Annotated in this window: 11 protein-coding genes, 1 rRNA gene, 1 pseudogene and 1 other annotated feature; of the genes and pseudogenes, 4 read left to right on the top strand and 9 right to left on the bottom strand. The window is 69.5% G+C overall.

Annotated elements, in window-relative coordinates:
• The first annotated feature begins 273 nt into the window (after nt 1-273).
• The gene (locus tag OOJ91_RS20190) at nt 274-1,017 is read left to right on the top strand and encodes a class I SAM-dependent methyltransferase (RefSeq protein WP_266247114.1); all 744 of its coding nucleotides are present in this window, start codon (nt 274-276) and stop codon (nt 1,015-1,017) included.
• Between the two features lie 75 nt (nt 1,018-1,092).
• Here OOJ91_RS20190 and OOJ91_RS20195 read toward each other — a convergent pair whose 3' ends face one another.
• Complete coding sequence (locus OOJ91_RS20195) at nt 1,093-2,136, bottom strand: DUF3068 domain-containing protein (protein WP_266247116.1); 1,044 nt, start codon at nt 2,134-2,136, stop codon at nt 1,093-1,095.
• Nucleotides 2,137-2,411: 275 nt separating this feature from the next.
• On the opposite strand from OOJ91_RS20195, the gene OOJ91_RS34480 reads away from it, so the two are divergent.
• On the top strand, nt 2,412-3,758 hold the full coding sequence (locus OOJ91_RS34480) for an acyltransferase family protein (RefSeq protein WP_353962111.1): 1,347 nt from the start codon (nt 2,412-2,414) through the stop codon (nt 3,756-3,758).
• An 876-nt stretch (nt 3,759-4,634) separates the two neighbouring features.
• Here OOJ91_RS34480 and OOJ91_RS34620 read toward each other — a convergent pair.
• From OOJ91_RS34620 to OOJ91_RS20220, 5 genes and pseudogenes are all read right to left on the bottom strand, one after another.
• Nucleotides 4,635-7,859, bottom strand: a pseudogene (locus OOJ91_RS34620) (alpha-(1->3)-arabinofuranosyltransferase domain-containing protein); the annotation flags it as partial.
• Nucleotides 7,853-9,304 carry a glycosyltransferase family 4 protein gene (locus OOJ91_RS20205; RefSeq protein ID WP_266247120.1) on the bottom strand — a complete coding sequence of 484 codons (1,452 nt, stop codon included), beginning with the start codon at nt 9,302-9,304 and terminating at the stop codon, nt 7,853-7,855. The pseudogene OOJ91_RS34620 and the gene OOJ91_RS20205, both read right to left, overlap by 7 nt.
• Entirely contained in the window at nt 9,301-10,110 is an 810-nt protein-coding gene (locus OOJ91_RS20210) for a glycosyltransferase (RefSeq protein WP_266247122.1), read from the bottom strand. The genes OOJ91_RS20205 and OOJ91_RS20210 overlap by 4 nt, the downstream gene beginning before the upstream one ends.
• 30 nt (nt 10,111-10,140) lie before the next feature.
• Complete coding sequence (locus tag OOJ91_RS20215; protein ID WP_266247123.1) at nt 10,141-10,302, bottom strand: hypothetical protein; 162 nt, start codon at nt 10,300-10,302, stop codon at nt 10,141-10,143.
• Nucleotides 10,299-12,071: a hypothetical protein gene (locus tag OOJ91_RS20220; RefSeq protein ID WP_266247125.1), complete on the bottom strand. Its 1,773-nt coding sequence runs from the start codon at nt 12,069-12,071 to the stop codon at nt 10,299-10,301. The genes OOJ91_RS20215 and OOJ91_RS20220 overlap by 4 nt, the downstream gene beginning before the upstream one ends.
• Nucleotides 12,072-12,253: 182 nt before the next feature.
• Between OOJ91_RS20220 and OOJ91_RS20225 the strand changes: the two genes are divergently transcribed.
• Nucleotides 12,254-13,534, top strand: a complete 1,281-nt coding sequence (locus OOJ91_RS20225) for a polysaccharide biosynthesis protein (RefSeq protein WP_266247127.1) — start codon at nt 12,254-12,256, stop codon at nt 13,532-13,534.
• Here OOJ91_RS20225 and nudC read toward each other — a convergent pair.
• Nucleotides 13,431-14,348 (bottom strand): NAD(+) diphosphatase, encoded by a 918-nt coding sequence (gene nudC / locus OOJ91_RS20230; protein WP_266247129.1) that lies wholly within the window; start codon nt 14,346-14,348, stop codon nt 13,431-13,433. The genes OOJ91_RS20225 and nudC overlap by 104 nt on opposite strands.
• A 196-nt stretch (nt 14,349-14,544) precedes the next feature.
• On the opposite strand from nudC, the gene OOJ91_RS20235 reads away from it, so the two are divergent.
• On the top strand, nt 14,545-16,365 hold the full coding sequence (locus tag OOJ91_RS20235; protein ID WP_266249776.1) for a VanW family protein: 1,821 nt from the start codon (nt 14,545-14,547) through the stop codon (nt 16,363-16,365).
• Nucleotides 16,366-16,405: 40 nt separating this feature from the next.
• Here the strand turns inward: OOJ91_RS20235 and OOJ91_RS20240 are convergent, their stop codons facing one another.
• Together OOJ91_RS20240 and rrf are read right to left on the bottom strand one after the other, a co-directional pair.
• Entirely contained in the window at nt 16,406-17,344 is a 939-nt protein-coding gene (locus OOJ91_RS20240) for a cyclase family protein (protein ID WP_266247131.1), read from the bottom strand.
• Between the two features lie 138 nt (nt 17,345-17,482).
• Nucleotides 17,483-17,599, bottom strand: a 5S ribosomal RNA gene (gene rrf / locus OOJ91_RS20245).
• Between the two features lie 97 nt (nt 17,600-17,696).
• Nucleotides 17,697-18,567 (bottom strand) — a sequence feature (23S ribosomal RNA rRNA prediction is too short).
• Between the last annotated feature and the right edge of the window lie 1,254 nt (nt 18,568-19,821).

Below are 19,821 nucleotides of genomic sequence, written 5' to 3' on the forward strand. Positions count from 1 at the left end.
CGGTAACACGGGGGCGACCGAGAGGCAGGGCGATATCACGAACTGTTCAGATCATCTCGGCCACATAAGTGCTCATAAACCCATCAGATCCCGCATAAGGCGAGGCCGCAGTGGCGGAGAGTGACCGAGACATCGACGGATTACAATCAGGTAACGGATGTAAAGTGCGCAGGTCAGGGCGAGCCGTTCGGACCGCAGCCCTCGTCCGAACATCCGCGCGGGCGCGGATCTGGGTCGATCCCGACGCCCTGCACCATGCCCTAGGGTTTCGGCGTGAATCTGAACGACGTACGACGCGACTGGACCAAGCTGGGCGCCGAGGATCCACTCTGGGCCGTGCTCGTTCAGCCCGGCAAGCGGGGCGGCCGGTGGGACGTGGACGAGTTCCTGGCCACGGGTCGTGCCGACGTCGAGGAGACGACCGACTGGCTGGGTCAGCTCGGGCTGCCCACCCGCTGGGAGCGGGTACTGGATTTCGGCTGCGGCGCCGGCCGGCTGTCGCAGGGGCTCGCCCCGCACGCCGACGAGGTCGTCGGCGTCGACATCGCGCCGTCGATGCTGGAGACCGCCCGACAACTCGACCGGAGCGCCGGGAACATCCGCTTCGTCCTCAACGATGCGCCGGACCTGAGCCAGTTCCCGGACGGCCACTTCGACCTCGTCTACAGCGCCCTGGTCCTGCAGCACCTGCCGCGGCCCGCCATCGACAGCTACCTCGCCGAGTTCCTGCGCGTCCTGCGACCCGGCGGAATCGCCGTCGTGGGGCTGCCCACCGAGCCGGCGCGTACGGCCAAGGGGCTCATCTGGCAGGTCGTGCCGTTCCGGCTGATCAGCTGGGCACAGCGCCGGCTGCTCGACTACCCGGCGCCGATGAGCATGACCGCCGTGCCGGACGCCGACATGGCCCGGCTGGTGGCCGCGCACGGTGGGCACATCGTCGGGCAGCGGCCCGACCTGCCGTACACCGAGGACTGGGTGTGCACCCGCTACGCGGTGCGGCGCGACGAGCAGGGCTGAGACGAGAGGGCCGGCCGACCGGAGGGTCGGCCGGCCCTTCTCAGGTCGGCGTGCGGTGGTGCGGTGGTGTGGTTGTTACGGCTCGCTGCGCTCCACGGCGTGGCGCCCGCCGGCCGGCGTCGTGGTCTCCTCGACAGGTTCCGAGGACGCCTCCGACGGCAGGTCTGTCGTCGGCCGGTCGGCGGCTTCCACAGGCGTCGCGTCGGGCCTGCGGCGAGTCGCGCGGATGACGATGAACAGGCCGAGCAGGACCAGGGCGAGGCCGAGGAGTCCGAGGACGATCGGCACCACGGTGGTCAGCAGGTTGATCTGGTTACGCGCATCCCTGGCAGCCTTGGCCTGCTGCTTCTGGGTGTCCTCGGTGAAGGCGAGGGTCGCGTCGATCATCTTGACCTTGTCGACGCCTGTCGCGTCGCGCAGGGTCTGCGCCTGCTTCTCCTGACCCTTGACGATGACGCCACTGTCCGGCTCCACCCACAGGGTGCGGACGTTTGTGTAGAAGAGACCGGCGCTCACCGTGGGCTCGGTCGAGCCGACGAGCCGGCCCGGAACATCGATCTGCTTGATCTGGATCGGCTCGGCAGTCATCTCGAACTTGTAGACGGTCAGGCCCTGCAACTTCTCGGTGCTCACGTACCTGGCGGGGTACGCCTTGCGCGCGGTGTTGTCGAAGTACCTGTAGGTCTTCTTCTCGGTGCCGAACGGGAAGGTGTAGGTCAGGCCCTCGTGCTTGAAGGCCGTGCCGTTGATGTCCTCGGCGCAGCAGGCAACCGCCTCGGCGGTCCGCCGGTCGAGAGCAACCCGGTCCGTGTTGACCGTGATCTCGGCCTTGCTGGCGTCGTCGATCACCCGGACGCCGACGTTGAAGACCGCGCGGTCATCGTTGCCGGCCCCGACATCGCCCCGTACCGCGCGGTGGGCGGTGAGGTTGACCCCGCTGCGCTCCGACAGGGTGGGGAAGTCGAAGACCGTCGCGTTCTCGGCCTTCGACACCGTCACCGAACTCTGGTCCAGGGGCACCTTGACGAGAGCGGGCGCGACGGTCAGCGGCGTCGCCACCGCCCCGACGATCAGGAACGCGCCCGCCGCCACCAAGATGGCACCCGACGTAGGTCGCATGTAACTCCTCCCCTTGTAAAGACTCAACTGGCGGCTGACAGTACATGACGGGACCGATTTCGGATATGGTCCGACGCGGCCTTCGAGAGACGTACCGACTCCGGTGGCACGCGGCCGTCCGGCCGCCCCACCAAATAGGATGTTGAGGAACTGTGAGCCAACCCGTCAGACCCGGTGCGAGCAACGGACAGGTGGGCGAGTCCGCGTCCAATAACGCCCGAACTGATGGCTGGTTACCCGCCCTGGAAGGGCTCCGAGCCGTGGCCGTGCTCGGAGTGGTCGTCCACCATGTCTCGTTTCTCAGCGGACTGACCAACTCGTTCTCTGTCGTGGCAGGTCTGCTGGCCAGGCTGGATGTGGGGGTAGCGATCTTCTTCGCCCTGTCCGGCTTTCTCCTCTACCGACCAATCGCGCTCGCCACCATTTCCGGGCAGCCACAACCGCCAGTACGCAGATACCTCTGGCATCGCGCACTGCGCATTCTGCCCGGGTACTGGGCAATGGCTGTCGTCGCACTGGTGTGGCTCAACATCGATTACCTGAGGTCGGTCTGGGACTGGGCAATCCCCCTTCTGCTGGCACAGATCTATCAGCCATTGCGACTTCCGGTCGGGATGGAACAGACCTGGAGCCTGGCCACGGAGGCGGCTTTCTACCTGGCGTTGCCGGTAATAGCGGTGCTCGGTCGCCGAATGGGCGGTCGAACCCCGCTGGGCCGAGCCCGACGCCAACTGGCACTCGGTGTCGTCCTCGTCCTCGCCGGCCTCACCTGGAACGCGTACGCGCACGGCCCCGACTCGCCACTGCCGGGGCTCGCGGTGCTCTGGCTACCCGCCTTCCTCGACTGGTTCGGCATCGGCATCATGCTGGCCGTGCTCGCCTCCTGGCCCCCGCGCCCGGTCGCGCCGGTGTTCCGGGCCGGACTGGCCGGGGGCGGGTCCGGGCGAGGCGACGAGGACCTGTGGTCCCGCACGCCTCGCGGGCTTCGCGTCTTCACGTTCGCCCCCGGCACGTCGTGGCTCATCGCCGGCGCGCTGCTGTGGATCGCCAGCACGCCGATCGCCGGCCCGCGCGGAGTCGAGCCCGCCACGCCCATCGAGTCGATCACCGAGCACCTGGTGTTCCTGCTCGTCGCCTGGTGCGTGATCGCCCCCCTCGTCGGCCCGGGCTCGGGCGGGGTGCCGCGGGCGTTCCTCGACCAGCCGGTGATCAGGTTCCTCGGTCGGATCTCCTACGGCATCTTCCTGTGGCACCTCCTCGCCATCGAGGTCTGCATCCGCCTGCTCGGGCTCACCCGGATGCACACCCCGTTCTGGCTGCTCCTCGTGCTCACCCTGACCCTCACCATCCCGGTCGCGACGGCCAGCTACCACCTCGTCGAGCGGCCGACGCGTCGACTGCGGAGATTCCTCGAGCGGCGGGACGACCGGACCCGGCCCGGGACGGTCTCGGCCGACGCCCTGGTCGAGATGCCGGTTCCGGCGTTGCAGGCGGCGTCGTCGGGCCCAGCCGAGCACCCGACCCTCCCGGCGCGACTCGTAGCGCCCACGGACCCGGCGGAAGCGCAGCACCAGGGCGGCGATCGCGACGAGGAGCAGGCCGGTCGGAACCGCGACCAGTAGGTCTGCCAGCCGTTCCGAGCCGACGCGGGGCTGCCACCACCGCTCGGTCCCGTACGCCGCGAGACCCACGGCCGCCGGCACCCAGATCCAGCCGGGGGTGGGCATCCGACGTCGGTGCAGCGCCACGACCACTATCGCGCACCCGAGCCCGACCGGGCCTCCGAGCAGCGCCGGCACCCCCAGGGCGAGGAGTGGCGCGGTCGGCATCGTCGCCGGGACCGCCGGATACGACTGTCGGTGGCGACGCGCGGGGAGCAGGGCCGCGACGACCAACAGCAGCAGCAGTCCCGCGCCGACGCGCAGGACGAGAACGTACCGCTCCCCGGGCGTGAAGACCAGGTCGACCCGGCCGGCAGCCCCGGCCGGCACGAACCACGCCTGCTTCCATCCGTCGAGCCGGGTCGGTCGGAGCCGCACCCCGTCGAGGGTGGCCCGCCAGCCCGGGTTGGCGTTCTCCGGCACCACCAGGTAGCTGCCGCCACCCGGCCCGACCTCGACCGACCGGTGTTGGTCGTCCCAGTCGAGCACCGTCACCGCCCGGCGGGGCTCGGCGATGGCGGGGCGCTGCGGCGGCTCACCGGTCAGGATCACGCTGTCGACGACGAACCGGTCCGGTGGGGCGGAGACCTCGTTCGGGCCGGCGCGCAGCCCGACGCGGTAGTCGTCCGCACTCGCCGTGGACTTCGCCCCCGGCTTCGGGGCGGGAGCGCAGGCGCGGTAGCGCAGTGGCCGCAGATCCCGCAGGTCACGCAGGGTGCCCGTGGCCGTCGTCGGCGTCGTCGCCCCGTTGATCACGATCGTCGGCCCCGCACCGCAGGGCAATGTCACCGACCGGGAGAGGTCGCGCGCCCGGTTGAGTTCGGGCCCGCCCTCCACGTCCACCCCGCTGAGGCCGACGGGCAGCGGTTGCGGCTCGAACAGCGCCGTCGACCGGCTGACCCTCGGCACCGTCGAGGTCACGGCCACGACGAGGCTTCGGGTCCGCAGGGCGGGGAAACGGGCGACGCCGTCCAGGCCGACCGTCACCTCCCGGATGCCGTTGTCGCCGGTGATCCGAACCGTCCGGGGTGGCGCCGCGACGAGGCTCGACGCGAACCGCAGCCGCACCCAGCTCACGTTGCGCGCCTTTGCCCAGCGCACCTTGACTGTGGGCTGTGGGTCCGCCGGATCCGCCCACCAGGCCGTGCCGTCGTCCCCGTCCGACAGCGCCCTCGACGAGGCGACCGGGTCGGCGAACCACGAACTCGACGTGCTGAACGTTTCGCCGCCCACCACCTCGTCGTACACGGCGAGCGCGGTGGCCGGCGTGGCGCGGGCCAGGCCGGTGAGGCGGGGGGTGGAGGCGGCCGGCAGGTCGAAGCGGCGGGGCGCCAAGCCGGTCTCCTCGCCCTGTCGGATCAGGTCGGGAGCGCACAGGTAGTGGTCGTCGACGGCGACGCAGGCTGGCCGGTCCACAGCCTTGCGGGCGAGCGCGACGATCTCCGGGGCGCTTGTGGCGTCGGGCAGCGCCGGCAGCCGCAGGTACCGCTGGGGACTCACCCCGGGCACCCGCAGTTCCCGGATGCCCGCGCGCCGTCCCGGCACGTCGAAGCCCGCGACGCCGTCGATGGTCACCCGAACCCAGGTGGTACGCCCCGACGGCAGCGCCAACCGCAGCGGCGTCCGCCCGGCGTCGACCACCGAGTGCACGTACGACCCGCCCTCGGTGCTGACCTTGACCCGGGTGACCGGGGCGCCCACGATCTCGTCGTCGACCACCTGCAGCTCCACCGACCCGGCTTGGATCTTGTCCGGGAAGCGAACCTCCACCCACTGGCCCACCGGTTTGCGCGCGCCGTCGGAGAGCCAGGAGGTGCCGCTGTCGCCGTCCACGGCCGCGAACGGCGTGGCGGAGGGGTCGCGCAGCCCGGCCGGGCCGGTGATGTCCGCCGCGCTTGTCGACGCCCGGACGTCGGCCACGCCTGCGTATCCGGACGAGGTGACCGACGACCGCCACGCCGGATCGAGGATGTCGTCGACAGCGCGCGTCAGGCGGGGTCCCTCCTCGGCGGTAAACGTCCGGGACGTGTTGCCCCGGACGACCCCGAAGTCGACCTCGCGGTTGCGCAGGCTGTCGGCGAGGACCGTGCCTCCGTCGTTGGCCGCCGGAGCGTCGCCGTCGAGGATCACCGGCCGGTCGCCGAGCACGCCGGCGTCGCTGAGGTCCAGCAACGTCTCCGGTGCGCCGACCAGGTTGAGCGGCTGCGCCGCGTCGGCAAGCGCGGCCCGGGAGGCCGGCCGGTCCACCTGGTAGATCTCCACCGCCCGGTACGGCTCGTGCAGCCCGTAGTCCCACGCCCCACCGAGGTCCGGCCGCACCCCGCTGTTCGGGCCGAACGCGGCGACCCGGATGAGCCCGGGTGCGCTGTCCAGCGTCCGGTGCACGAGGACCGGCCAGGCGAAGCCCCCGACGGGCTGGCGGAGGTCGTTGCGGACGAGCAGGTACCGCACGCCGAGCCGGGCGAGCACGTCCGCCAGCCCGGGAGAGGCGGTGCCGGCGGCGAGCCGGTCGTCGATTGCGGAGAGCAGTCGGGCGTTGCCCGCCGATCCGCCCGGCACCAGTGACCGCACCGCCCACGGCGAGTCGAGCAGGGGCTGGACCGGCTCGTCAAGCGACCGCCCCCAGTCGTACTCGGCGAAGTTGGACCCGGGCACGAGCAGTGTGGTGCCCGGTCCGGCGTGCCTGTCGAGCCAACCGGTGGCCTGCCGCCAGTGGTCGGGCACCGCCCAGAAACCGCCGCCGGCCGGGAGCCCCGCGCTTGCGGCGCCGCTTGTGACCGCGAGGAGCGCGACGGCTGTGACACCCAGCGCCACCCGCCGGGGCGCCATTGTGGTGGGTCGCGTGAACCGGCGGATGACCGCGATGCGGCCGACGGTGTCAAGCATGTGCGCGGTGGCCAGGGCCAGCGGCAGGCGGAGCACGACGTCGAACTTGTGCAGGTTGCGCAGCGCGCCGAGCGGGCCGTCGAGGGCCTCCCGGACGGTCGCGGCGAAGGCGGCGCCGCCGTCCGACAGGTTCCCGGCGGTCAGGGTCAGCAGTCCGACAAGCGCGCCGACGAGCAGGAATCGTCGCTCCGGCAGGTCCCGACGGGCCAGCCCGGCCAGACCGATGCAGGCGATCAGGCCGGTGAGCACGACCATCCAGGACGTCGTGACAAGCGCCCAACCGGAGCGCCACCAGGGCACCCCGTCGACTGCCAGGTAACCCACCCACTGTGTGGCGCCGCGTACGGCCGACGGGAGTGACGTCACGCTCGTGGTGACCGCCGCGCTCTCGGTGTACGGAAGGAACGGGAACCCGTACCGCTGCAGGAGCAGCAGGGGCACCAGCCACCAGAAGGTGGCCACGACCATCGCCACCGTCCACCAGGCCAGCAGGCGGATCCGTCGCCAGCCGGGCGCACGTGTCACCAGGTAGAGGAACGCCGGCAGCACTGCGCACGCGGCGGCGGCCCCGTTCGCCCCGCCCATGCAGACGACGGCCAGCCCACTGAGCGCAGCCGCCCGCCGCAGCGAACCACCCGCCGCCCCCTTGACCAGCGGCAGCAGCACCCACGGCGCGACGCAGTACGGCAGCAGCTCCAGTGAGACCGTGCCGACCAGGGACAGCGCGCGGGGCGAGAGCGCGAACACCGCGCCGGCCACCAGGCGCGACGCCGGGCCGCCCAGGTCCAGGGCACGCGCCAGGCGCACCACACCGGTGAGCGCCACGCAGAGCAGGGCGGCCATCCACAGCCGCTGGACGAGCCAGGCCGGCAGGCCCACCGCCTCCCCGAGGAGGAAGAACGGCCCCATCGGGAAGAAGTAGCCGACGGCCTGGTTCTGCAGCGTGCCGAACTGCCAGTCCGCAGTCCAGAGGTGGCTCGCCCGAGCGAGGAAGCCACCCGGGTCCACGGCCATGTCCAGCTTCGTGTCCGGCACGATGAGCCCGGGCTGCTGGGTGACGCAGAGACCGATCAGCGCGAGGCAGACCAGCAGCTCACGCAGACGCCACACCGCCAGGGACACCGTCGCGGACGGTATACCGGGGGTGCGGCGAGCGGTCGACCAGGCGGTCAGCACTGCCGTACCGGAACTCCGGTGAGCAGTTCGTCACCGCCGGCGTCCCGCTCGCTGATGTGCGCAGGGTCGACGCCCGCCTCGACGAGCACCTGCCGGACCGCCGCCGGGGCGGCGGCCGGCACCAGGATCCACAGGCCGTGCTCGCCGGTCGCCACGTGCCTGGTGTACGGCAGGAGGGGGGCCACCCGGGCGAGGAGGCTCTCCGGCTGGTCCGTCCGGACCAGGAGCGACGCGTTGCGCGCCGCCCACGGCACCCGGCGCGGCGCGAGCAGGTCACCGAGGACCGCGCGAACCCGCTGGCCGGTGTCGGCCCAGCGGAACGCACCGCTCCACTGTCGACACTCGGCCGCCATCCGTTCGGCCTCGCCCGGCGCCGCGAGGGTGTCCAGTGCCCGGTCGAGGCCGACGGCCAGACCGCCCGCCGGGTCGTCGCCCTCGCCGACCAGCCATCCGGTCCGGCCCGGCCGTACGGCGTCCCGCAACCCGTCGACGTCGAAGGCGAGCGTGGGCAGCCCGGCGGCGGCGGCCTCCACCACCACCAGACCCCAGCCTTCGCCCCACGAGCCGGAGACGTGCAACCACGCGCTGGCCAGCAGCGCGTCCCGGTCGGCGGAGGGCAGGTGACCGTGCACCGTGACGACGTCGGCGAGCCCACGCTCGGCGACCTGCCGACGGATCGTCGCCACGTCCGGCCCGCCACCGACGACGTCCAGGCGCAGGTCGGGTCGCTGCGTCCGGAGCTGGTCGACGGCGTCGAGCACCAGATCCACCCGCTTGTGTCGGGTCACCCGGCCGACGCAGACCACACGGGGTCGCGCGTCGCGGACTCCGCCGTCGACGACCGGCGGTGTCACCGCGTCCGCACCGTTGGGTACGACCACCACCGGGCCGGCCCAGCGGAGCCGGTCCCGGACGGCCACTGCCGTCGACGGTGAGACGGCGAGCGTCACCCCCCGGCGGTAGACCCGTCGGGCGACCGGCCCCTCCAACCACGCTCCGAAGCGACCGACGAGCGGGCCGAAGTAGAGCCGGAACTGGCGGTCGTGCACGTGATGGATTACGCAGACCACAGGCACGTCCGCCGGCAGGACCGCCGGGCTGAAGAACGGTATGCCGTTCTGGCAGTCCACGACGGCGTCGAACTGACGGCGTCGTCGTGCGAGCCAGCCCAGCACCCGGGGGTAGATGCTCCACCGCCCACCGACCCGGACGATCCGGATGCCGTCGCGGGTCTCGTCGCCTGACTGGCCGTCCGGCCGCGCGGTGACGAAGGTGACCTCCGCGCCGGCGGTCACCAGGTCGCGGGCGACCTGCCAGGCGTAGACCTCGGCGCCGCCGGCGTCCGGATGCCACGGGTCCTTCCAGTTGAGCACGGCGATCCGTCGACCCGCGACCACCGCGTCGGTGGTGGGAGCCGCGGCCGCCGGAGAGTGTCCGACACTCACGGCCGCAATCCAACGGTGGCAGCGCCCCCGGTCACGTCCGTGCCGACCGGCAGGGCGACGACCGGCAGCGGCATCGCGGGGATGACATCGGCCCGGCGCAGCCGCCAACTGATCTTCGCGACGTCCACGAAGCTCTGCCAGCCGTGGCGGGCCGGGGAGAAGCGTGAGCCGGGCACGTCCACCCAGTTGACGGGGATCTCCACCAACCGGGCGCCCGCCCGTTCGGCGCGGCCCAGCACCTCGACGTCGAACGCGAACCCGCCGCACCGAAGGGGTGCGAACGACCGCCGCGCGACGTCGTTGCGGAAGAACTTGAAGCCGCACTGCGTCTCGCCCACGCCGCGGACCACCTGCCGGACGGCGCCACGGAACGCCACCGCACCCCAGCGCCGGAGCAGGCTGTGCCGCTCCTGCACCACCGACTCGGGGTGGGCGCGCGAACCGACCACCGCGTCGACGCCCTCGACCAGGAGACTGAGCACCTGGCCGAGGGTGTCCGGCGCGGTGGCCAGGTCCGCGTCACAGAAGCCGACGTAGCGCGCGTCGCTCGCCAGCACACCTGTGCGTACCGCGAAGCCCTTACCCGGTTCGGCGCACCAGAGCAGCCGGACGGGGACCGGGCCGGACGGCGCACCCGTCACCACCTCGGCGGTTCCGTCGGTGCTGGCGTTGTCGACAACTGTGACCCGACAGGGCACACCGAGGTCGGCCAGCGCCGCCCGGAGCAGGATCAGGGTGTCGGGCAGCCGCAGTGCCTCGTTGTACGCGGGCACCACGACGTCGAGTACGACCGCATCTGACGACACGTCAGGAGGAAGGACCTCCATGAAAGGCCGTCAGCGCTCGCCGTACACGATGATGGGCTGCTGCACGTTCGCAGGCTTGGTATTGCTGTTGGTGATTGTGGACGTCCCGACCGTGACGGCCAGAATGCCCAGCACGGCACCCACCGCCGCGGCGACGACCGCGGTCAGGAGGGGATTGAAGGATGCCTTCATTGACGGTCCCTTCGACAAAAGTGACCGCACAGTAACATGCGTCGTCGCCGTGCGGCGGGGTGCGAAAGGGCGATCAACAGGGTGGCCCCGAGTACCGAATAGCCCAGCTCCGGACCAATCGCGACACTCCCCGTCGAGCCGGAAGAACCGCCACCAGGCAGACGAAGCAGGGCGAGCGTCCCATCTCGTCGGACCATCTCGGCGCCTGCGAAGCGCCCCTCGACCTCGGCAGCCCCGGGCTGATCGGTCTGGATGAGGACGTACCGCACGCCCAGCCGACGCAGGCCCGGGACCGGGTCACCGGGCACCGCAAGCGCCCCCGCCACCCGGTCGGCGTCCCGACTCTCCCCACGGATCCGGTCGCGGCCGACAAGCACGTCCTGGTCCCCGAGCACCTGTCGACGGAAGGCCCGCGACGCCGGGTCGAGGACCGGGACGTTGCCCGCCCAGCGGTAGGCGCGAAAGGACGACCAGGGTAGCGAGACCAGGCTCCCGCCGACCGGATCGGTGTTCACCACCTCGCGGACGGCCGACCACTCGGCGGGGTACCGCACCGTGTCGAGCTGCCCGCCGAGCCCCCAGGCCAGGCCGGGCAGCAGCAACACCGGAGCGGCCACCACAAGCGGGACCAGCGGCCGGACGCCCGCCGTCACGAGCGACTCCACGAGCATGCCGAGGCCGACCGCCTGCACCAGCGCCAGCGGAGCGAGCAGTCGGGTCCCGTCCCGGACCGCGCCGGCCAGCGGAACGTGCTCGACAAGCGCGACCATCCACTGCGCACCCACCGGCCAGGCCGGCATCAGGGCGATCACCGTGCCCACAACGGCGCCGACGAGCAGACCCCACCAGGCCGCCGACGGCCACCGGCGACGGGTCGACGCGTACCCCCAGATCGCCGCCGCGGCCAGCGCCAGCGCGAGCAGGGCGACCGGCCACCGGTCCCGCCCGACCGCTACCGCGTGGCGACTCCAGACGCCACCGAGCGTTGCCACGCTGCCGAGCACACCGAGTGGCGTGTCCGCGCGGACGGCGAAAGCGGCGACGCCCCGCTCGTCGAGATCGACCGCGCCGCCCCGGTTCGTCAGCGCCACCAGCCACGGCGCGGTGAGACCGGCGAGCGTCGCCGCCCCCGCGACAAGCGCCCGCCACCGCCGCGCCAGCGCCAACGCCGGAGCGCAGGCGAGCACCGCCGCCAGCACCAACGCCGGGCCGCCCAGCACCACAGCCATTCCACCGCCGACGGCCCAGCGCCGACCCGGGCCGATGCCGCCCGCCGGCGGCCGCAGCACCCCGAGCACCCAGGCGTACGCCCACGGCAGCGCCGCGTACCCGGCGATCACCGCCCACTGACCGAGGTGCAGCCGCCCGTACACCCAGGGATTCCAGACGTATGCGAGCCCGGCCGCGACCCGCGCCACCGGATGGCTGACCGGAGCGAGCCGGGCGGCGCCCACCGCGGCCAGGGCGAGGCAGCCGGCCAGCAGAACCTTCTCCGCCACGTCGGCGGGCAGGAGCTGGGACAGGCCGACCGCGAGCAGCTCGCTGGGCACCGCCCGGGGCAACTCCGAACCGCTGCCCCAGACCATCGCGCCGAACGGCGGGTCCGGCACGAAAACCAGGTCGTACCGCAGGACGTAGCCCCGGCCCAGCACCGGCCCGAGGATCGCGAGGACCACCCCGACGCCGAGCGCCACCTCCGGCCACCACCGACGGAGCACGACCGTGGCCCGCGACAACGCCGGACGGAACTCCGGTGATCCTCGGCGCACACGGACCCCCACAGACCTGGACGGGAAGCGGGCCCGACGTCGCTCCCGGGGCTCCGGACAGCACTCTAGGCACAGGCGGGCGCGGGCGGTAGCTTGCCTCACGACGTCGACGAGCGACTCCGTGACGACGACGCGAAGCTCGGGGCGCGCACCGGTCCCCGGCGGAACCGACATGAGGCGCGATGACAGAGACGACGGCCGGCCCCGGCGCGGGCCGCCTTTCCGCGGCGGGCGCGGCGGTGGCAGGTGCCGCGATGGTGACGAACGGGCTGGCCTACCTGCTCCCGATGCTCGGCGCCCGGCACCTGGCGGCCGAGGGACTGAGTGTCCTGGCCACGGTCGCGGCCCTCGTCGCGATCGCCGGCGTCGCGGGCGTCGGCCTGCAGATGGCTGTCGCGGTGCACCGGGCCCGCCATCCCGGCGCGCCTACCAGCCGGGTCACCCTCGTCACCACAGCCGTCTCCGCTGGCGCCGTCGTCGTGGCCGCGCCGCTGCTGATGACAGCGCTCCGGCTGTCGCTGGCGGTCGTGGCGCTTGTCGCCGGCACCACGGTCGCGGTCGTCCTGGCCGCCCGCTGGCTCGGCGAGCTGCAGGGCGAGCAGCGCTTCCTGCGCCTCGCGTGGGCGATGGGCGTGGTCGCCGCAGGGCGGTACGGCGGCATGATCGTCGCGCTGGTCCTCGGCGCAGGTGTCGTCGACACCCTGGTGGCCGGCATGGTGACCGCCTACCTCGTGCTGCCCGCGCTGGTCTGGATCGCCCGACCGGCACGCCGCGCCACCCCGGGCGGGGACCCGGCCATCGGCGCCGCCCTGCGGATCCGGCAGGTGACGAGCGCCGGTACGGCCGCGCTGGCGATGCTCGCCGTGTCGTACGCCGACCTGATCTTCGCCCGCCAACTGCTGTCACCTGCCGACTCCGGCGCGTACGCCGTCGGCACCGTGCTCACCAAGGGCGCCCTGTGGGCGCCGCAGGTGATCGTGGTGCTCGCCCTTCCCCGCCTTGCCGTCGGTGACAACCGCGTCCGCACCGCAGTGCTCGCGATCGTCGCCGCCTGCGGCGCCGTGCTCGTCGCCGCCTCGGCCCTGGCCGGCGGCCTCGCGTTCCGGCTGGTGGGCGGCGCGGACTACGCCTCCCTGGGCAGGTACGCCCCGTTCTTCGCCGCCACCGGCGCGCTCTACGCGCTGGTCTTCGCGGTCGTCAACGCCAAGATCGCGGCGGGCGCGCGGTGGCCGTCCGCGCCACTGTGGGTCGCGGCGGTCGTCCTGGCCGTCGTCACCATGGCCGTCGCGCCGCGGACGTTCCAGGGGATCATGTGGTGCGCTCTCGGCACGGCCGCGGCGACAGCGCTTGTGATGATCCTCAGCCTGCCGTCAGCCATCGACCCAGCAGGTGGTGATCGATCGAGTCGACCCGACCGAGCCGACGACCTGCCGCGACCCGCTCCCGCAGCTCCGCCCGGGTGAACCAGCGCGCCTCCAGCAGCTCCACACCGTCCACGCGTACCTCGTCGGACGTCGCGGTGGCCCGGAAGCCCACCATCAGCCCGGCGGGGAACGGCCACGCCTGCGACCCGTGGTAGGTCACGTCCGTGACGGTGATCCCCGCCTCCTCGGCCATCTCCCGACGGACCGCGTCCTCCAGGCTCTCGCCGACCTCGACGAAGCCCGCAAGCGTCGAGTAGGAGTCCTCCGCGGCACCCGCGTGCCGGGCCAGCAGGCAGCGCTCCGGCGAGCCGGGCGCCTCGACCAGGACGATGATCGCCGGTTCGATCCGGGGGAACAGCAGCCGACCACACTCCGCGCCGGAACAGGTCCGCACATGCCCGCCACCGCCGGCGACGGCCGCCGCGCCGCAGGTGCCGCAGTAACGCTGCTGCCGGTGCCAGTGCAGCAACCCCCGGGCGTACGCCTGGACCGCCGCGCCGGCCGGGTCGAGGCGCCCGACCAGGGCCCGAACGTCGACGGCCCGCGCCGCGCCCGCCATCTCGACGGCGGTGGCCTCGCCGAGCCCGGAGAGGTCGACGGCGAACACCGCGACGTCCCCGTCGAGCCCCAGGAAGACGATCTCGTCGGCGGCGGTCCGGACGAGCGACGCGCGGTCGCCGGTCAACCGGACCGGACCGTCCCCGTCGACAAGGCACCGGTCCCGCCACAGCGGCAACACCACAGTCGTCGGCTCGGTAAGCAGCGCGTCCAGCCGAGCCGGATCGGTTCGCAGCGCGCCCGCCCGGTCCAGCCAACCGCCGCCGTACGCCAACACCCGCTCCGCAGCGTCCACCCCGCCACCGTGCCACGGCGGCGACCCGGCGTCGGCACCGCCCCCGGCCCCGCGTCGGCACCCGCCACGCGACACGCCGAACGACACACGGTGGCAGCGCAGACCCGGCGCAGCCCGCGAAGACGGCCGAGCATTGGTTACCGTGGTGTCCTCCGGGAGGGTGGACCTCCCGTGGAACCTGGCGATCGAGGTTGCAGTGACCCTGTACGGCGACAAACATCCGCCCGCCGACGACCGGCCCACCGTGCTGGTCACCGCGGTCACCTGGCCGGACGAGCCGGAGGCGGTCACGCCGCCCACTGCCACCGGTGGGCCGGACAACGGCGGACGTCGTCCCCGCCGGACACGGATGCTCGTCGCGACAGGCGTCACCGGCGGCGTCCTCGCCGCCGTGGCGGGCGCCGGCGCCTGGGCGTACGCGGGTGACGTGCCCCGGGGCACCAGCGTGCTCGGCACCGAGCTGGGCGGCCGGAGCCGCGGCGCCGCCGACCGGGAGTTGCGAGCTGAGCTGGACCGGCGGGCGGCGGCCCTCGCCGCGCCACTGCGCATCACGGTCGGGGAGCGCACCGCCGAGATCAAGCCCGCCGACGTGGGACTGGGCGTCGACGTGGCGGCCACAGTTGCGGCTGCCGCCGAGGCCGACGCGCACCCGGTCAGTCGGCTGGTCGGCTCCCGGACCGTCGACCCGGTGGTCACCATCGACACCGACCGGCTGGACGCGGCCCTGCGCACGGTGCTCGGCGATCAGGTCCGTCCGATGACGATGCCGGCCATCACCTACCAGGGCACCACCCCGAAGGTCGTACGCCCCAAGTCGGGCCTCGCGTTCGACAGGCAGCGCTCCGCCGACGCCGTCCGCACCGGGTGGCTGGCCGGCACCCCGGTCACCGTGCCGCTTGTGGAGAGCCAACCGACGACCACGGCCGAGGAGCTGGACCGGCTGGTCGCCGAGCTGGCCAAGCCTGCCGTCGCCGCGCCTGTCACCCTGCGCACCGGCAGGGGCTCGGTGCGGGTGCCACCGGCGGCCATCGCGAAGAGCCTCCGGTTCACCGCCGACAAGGGCGGCAGGCTCACACCGGCGGTCGACGTCAAGCGACTGCGCGCGGCCCTCGGCGACAGCCTGAACGCGATCGAGGTGCCGCCGAAGGACGCGTCGATGACCATCACCGGCGGCCGGCCCAAGGTCACCGACGGCCGCGCCGGCCAGCAGCTCGACACCGCCACCCTGGGCCGTGACCTGTTGGCCGTGCTGCCGAGATCCGACGGGCGCGAGGTGACCGGCGAGCTGAAGCCGACACCGCCGGAGCTGACCGCGGAGAAGCTGGCAGGTCTGGGCATCAAGGAGCGGGTGTCCACCTTCACCACGCGGTTCACGGGTGGCATGGCGTCGTCGCGCAGCCAGAACATCGCCACCATCGCCAAGGAGGTGGACGGCGCGATCGTGCTGCCGGGCAGGACGTTCTCCCTGAACGGGCACACAGGCGAACGCGGCTACGCGCAGGGCTACCGGGACGCTCCGGTCATCCTGGACGGCAAGCTGGTGCCGGGCGTCGGCGGTGGCACCTCACAGTTCACCACCACCCTGTTCAACGCCTCCTACTACGCGGGCCTGGAGGACGTCGAGCACAAGCCGCACTCGTACTGGTTCGACAGGTACCCGGCAGTCATCGAGTCGACAATCTTCTGGCCGAGCCTGGACTTCAAGTTCCGCAACAACACCGACCACGGCCTGCTGATCGTCACCTCGTACACGTCGAGTTCGGTGACCGTCTCCATCTGGAGCACGAAGATCTACGACAGCGTGAAGACGGAGTACGGCCCTCGGCGCAACATCACCACGCCGAAGGTCATCCACCTGGAGCCCGGCCCGTCGTGCATTCCGAGCAACGGCATCAACGGCTTCGCCCAGGACGCGTTCCGCGTCATCAAGAAGGGCGGCGTGGTCGTCAAGCGGGAGAAGTTCACCTGGCGCTACGACGCGGAGCCCCGCTACGTCTGCGGCCCCAAGCCCTCCTGAGTCTTCTCGCCCGTCCTGAGCCTCGGCGCGTGCACCGCCGTCAGAAGGTGGCGATGGGGTTGACCGGGCTGCCGGACGTGCCGGCGAAGCGGACCGGCGCGACCGCGAGCTGGAAGTCCCACTGGCCCAGCTCGGCGGCCGTTGTCACGCACGCCTCCAGGTCGCAGTTGTCGAGCAGCCACAGCCCCATCGCGACGAGGCTCACGGCGTGCACAGGCATCAACACGTCGTCGTACCCCGACGGCTGGACGTCCTGCGGAGTGTCGGCGCCGATCAGCGCCACCCCGCGTCCGTGCAGCCACGGCAGGCAGGACGCGTGCCAGCCGGCCTGCGTGAAACCGCTTGCCACACCGGATTCGTGCCGGAATCGACCGTAGCCGGTGCGCAGAAGCACCGCGTCGCCCGGTCGCACCCGGACCCCCTGGCGACGCTCGGCCTCCTCGAGATCCTCGGGAAAGACACCCTGGCCCGGTTCCAGCCACGGCACATCCCGGACCCCCGCGACGTCCAGCAGGACACCACGCGTGACGATCCCGTTCGCCGCCGCGGTGACGGCCGCCCACGCGGATCCCGTTCCGGCGTCCACCAGGGAGTGCGACCGGCCGTTGTACATCGTGCCGTCCCAGAAGAGGTGGCACGGCGAGTCGATGTGGGTGATGGTGTTGCCGTGGAAGGTCATACCGAGGCGTTCCGTCGAGAAGCCCCACCGCCGGTCCGCGTGGAAGGCGGCCACCGGCATGTTCTCCGCGCCCGGCATCTCGGCGGCACACGGGCACGACGTGGTCGACCGCTCCATCTCCTCCGGTACACCGACCTCCCACGCACAGGACACGCTCCTGCCGTGGCGCACGGCCCGCGCCGCCGCCAGCCGCACGTCGTCGGTGATGTGGTTAAGGGTGCCGAGCTCGTCGTCGTCGCCCCACCGCCCCCAGTTCGACAGCGTGTCGAAGTATCCGAGCACGTCGTCCTGAGTCGGCATCGGTCGCTCTGCGGTTGTTCCGGCCGAGATGTCGTCCACGGGCCCGAGCCTAGGCCAGGTATCGGCCACCGGCATCGGCGCCTGGCGCGGGAACGCAGAAAAGCCCACCCCGTTGGGGGTGGGCTTTCCTGAAAGATTGTCCGGCGGTGTCCTACTCTCCCACACCCTCACGAGTGCAGTACCATCGGCGCTGGAGGGCTTAGCTTCCGGGTTCGGAATGTAACCGGGCGTTTCCCCTCCGCCATGACCGCCGTAACTCTATGAACATATCAAACAACCCCGGCACACAATCACGGGTGTTCGCTTGTTCAGAGTTGCACAGTGGACGCGTAGCAGCTTAGTAGTCAAGTCCTCGGCCTATTAGTACCGGTCAACTGAACCCGTTACCGGGCTTACATTTCCGGCCTATCAACCCAGTCGTCTAGCTGGGGGCCTTACCCCACCAAAGGTGGGTGGGATACCTCATCTTGAAGCAGGCTTCCCGCTTAGATGCTTTCAGCGGTTATCCCTTCCGAACGTAGCTAACCAGCCGTGCCCCTGGCGGGACAACTGGCACACCAGAGGTTCGTCCGTCCCGGTCCTCTCGTACTAGGGACAGCCCTTCTCAAGTATCCTACGCGCACGGCGGATAGGGACCGAACTGTCTCACGACGTTCTAAACCCAGCTCGCGTACCGCTTTAATGGGCGAACAGCCCAACCCTTGGGACCTGCTACAGCCCCAGGATGCGACGAGCCGACATCGAGGTGCCAAACCATCCCGTCGATATGGACTCTTGGGGAAGATCAGCCTGTTATCCCCGGGGTACCTTTTATCCGTTGAGCGACACCGCTTCCACTCGCAAGTGCCGGATCACTAGTCCCGACTTTCGTCCCTGCTCGACCTGTCAGTCTCACAGTCAAGCTCCCTTGTGTACTTGCACTCAACACCTGATTGCCAACCAGGCTGAGGGAACCTTTGGGCGCCTCCGTTACCTTTTAGGAGGCAACCGCCCCAGTTAAACTACCCACCAGACACTGTCCCTGAACCGGATAACGGTCCGAAGTTAGATACCCAAATCAACCAGAGTGGTATTTCAAGATTGCCTCCACCCATACTGGCGTATGGACTTCACCGGCTCCCACCTATCCTACACAAGCTAATTCGAGTACCAATGTCAAGCTATAGTAAAGGTCCCGGGGTCTTTCCGTCCTGCCGCGCGTAACGAGCATCTTTACTCGTACTGCAATTTCGCCGGGCCTGTGGTTGAGACAGTGGGGAAGTCGTTACGCCATTCGTGCAGGTCGGAACTTACCCGACAAGGAATTTCGCTACCTTAGGATGTTGAGAAGCGTCGTCACATGCCGACACAATAAAGCTTTCAAAGCTCAGAGCGAAGAGTTCAGCAAACGAAGCACCAGTAAACAACAATACATATTAAAGCAGGGGTGAAGGTCTGCGCGCCGACAAGAGAAGAGCCGCACGGGGAAGCGCGCGCTCATTTCTTCAGAAAAAAAGAGAAGAATTTGTCTATGGTTTGAATGGGAGCTAGTTCAGCACCAACATTAAAAAAAAAAAAAAAACAAAGGGAGACAAAGAGACAGACACACACCAAACAAAAGAAAAGAAAAAGCAAATCAAATCACCTTCACCACCACCAATCAATCAACGTAAAAGGAAAAGGTAAACAAAAGGTGGGAAAGGCTTCATACACACACATCATTAACAGAATATATTACCAATAGAGAATGCCTTCAGCAATAAGACACAGAACAAAAGAAGAACACACAGATAGATCAAACAAACGGGAACAAAATGCCCACATAGAGCATAGTAAATGCTCCTGGGGGGATAAGTTAAAGGGGTATAAGAAAAAAAAAAAAAAAAACCAACAGAATGTAGACAGGTTTTTTTTTTCATGTCAGAAGGCATATGCCCATACACAACTGGGGGGGGGGGGTAAAATAGACAGAAACACAGCACAACACACCACATGGGCTTCATAATAACATAGATTAACAGAACAAAGAATAAATAAATGAATAGAGCTGATGCAGAAATCACATTCTTCATATTAGACATTTGACACAGAAATAAATGGACACATAGACACAGAACACAGAGATGGGCACACACAGACAAAATGGAACACATATACAAGGTGTATAGCATGTAAAAAAATGTAAAAAACACACACATACACTGGGGGGGCACTGTATGTCATATACAAATGTATTGCTGTGTGTGTAAATACACATGTTTGTATACACACATGTTAGTAGAAATTCATATGTTTTTCACATGTCATAATCCACCAATGGACTTTCACATATAATTGGCTCCATATCAATATCATTCAGATCAGTTCTGACTGAAGCCACTGAATCTGTAACTCCTCAAACATGTGTCACGTCAGCTTGTTCCATGGGGTCCTGAAGAACTGACTGACCTCCACACGCAACCCCTGATAGGATTTCCACGGTTTATTTAGCTGAATCT

Origin of the sequence: Micromonospora lupini (assembly GCF_026342015.1) — a bacterium.
GTDB lineage: Bacteria > Actinomycetota > Actinomycetes > Mycobacteriales > Micromonosporaceae > Micromonospora > Micromonospora lupini_B.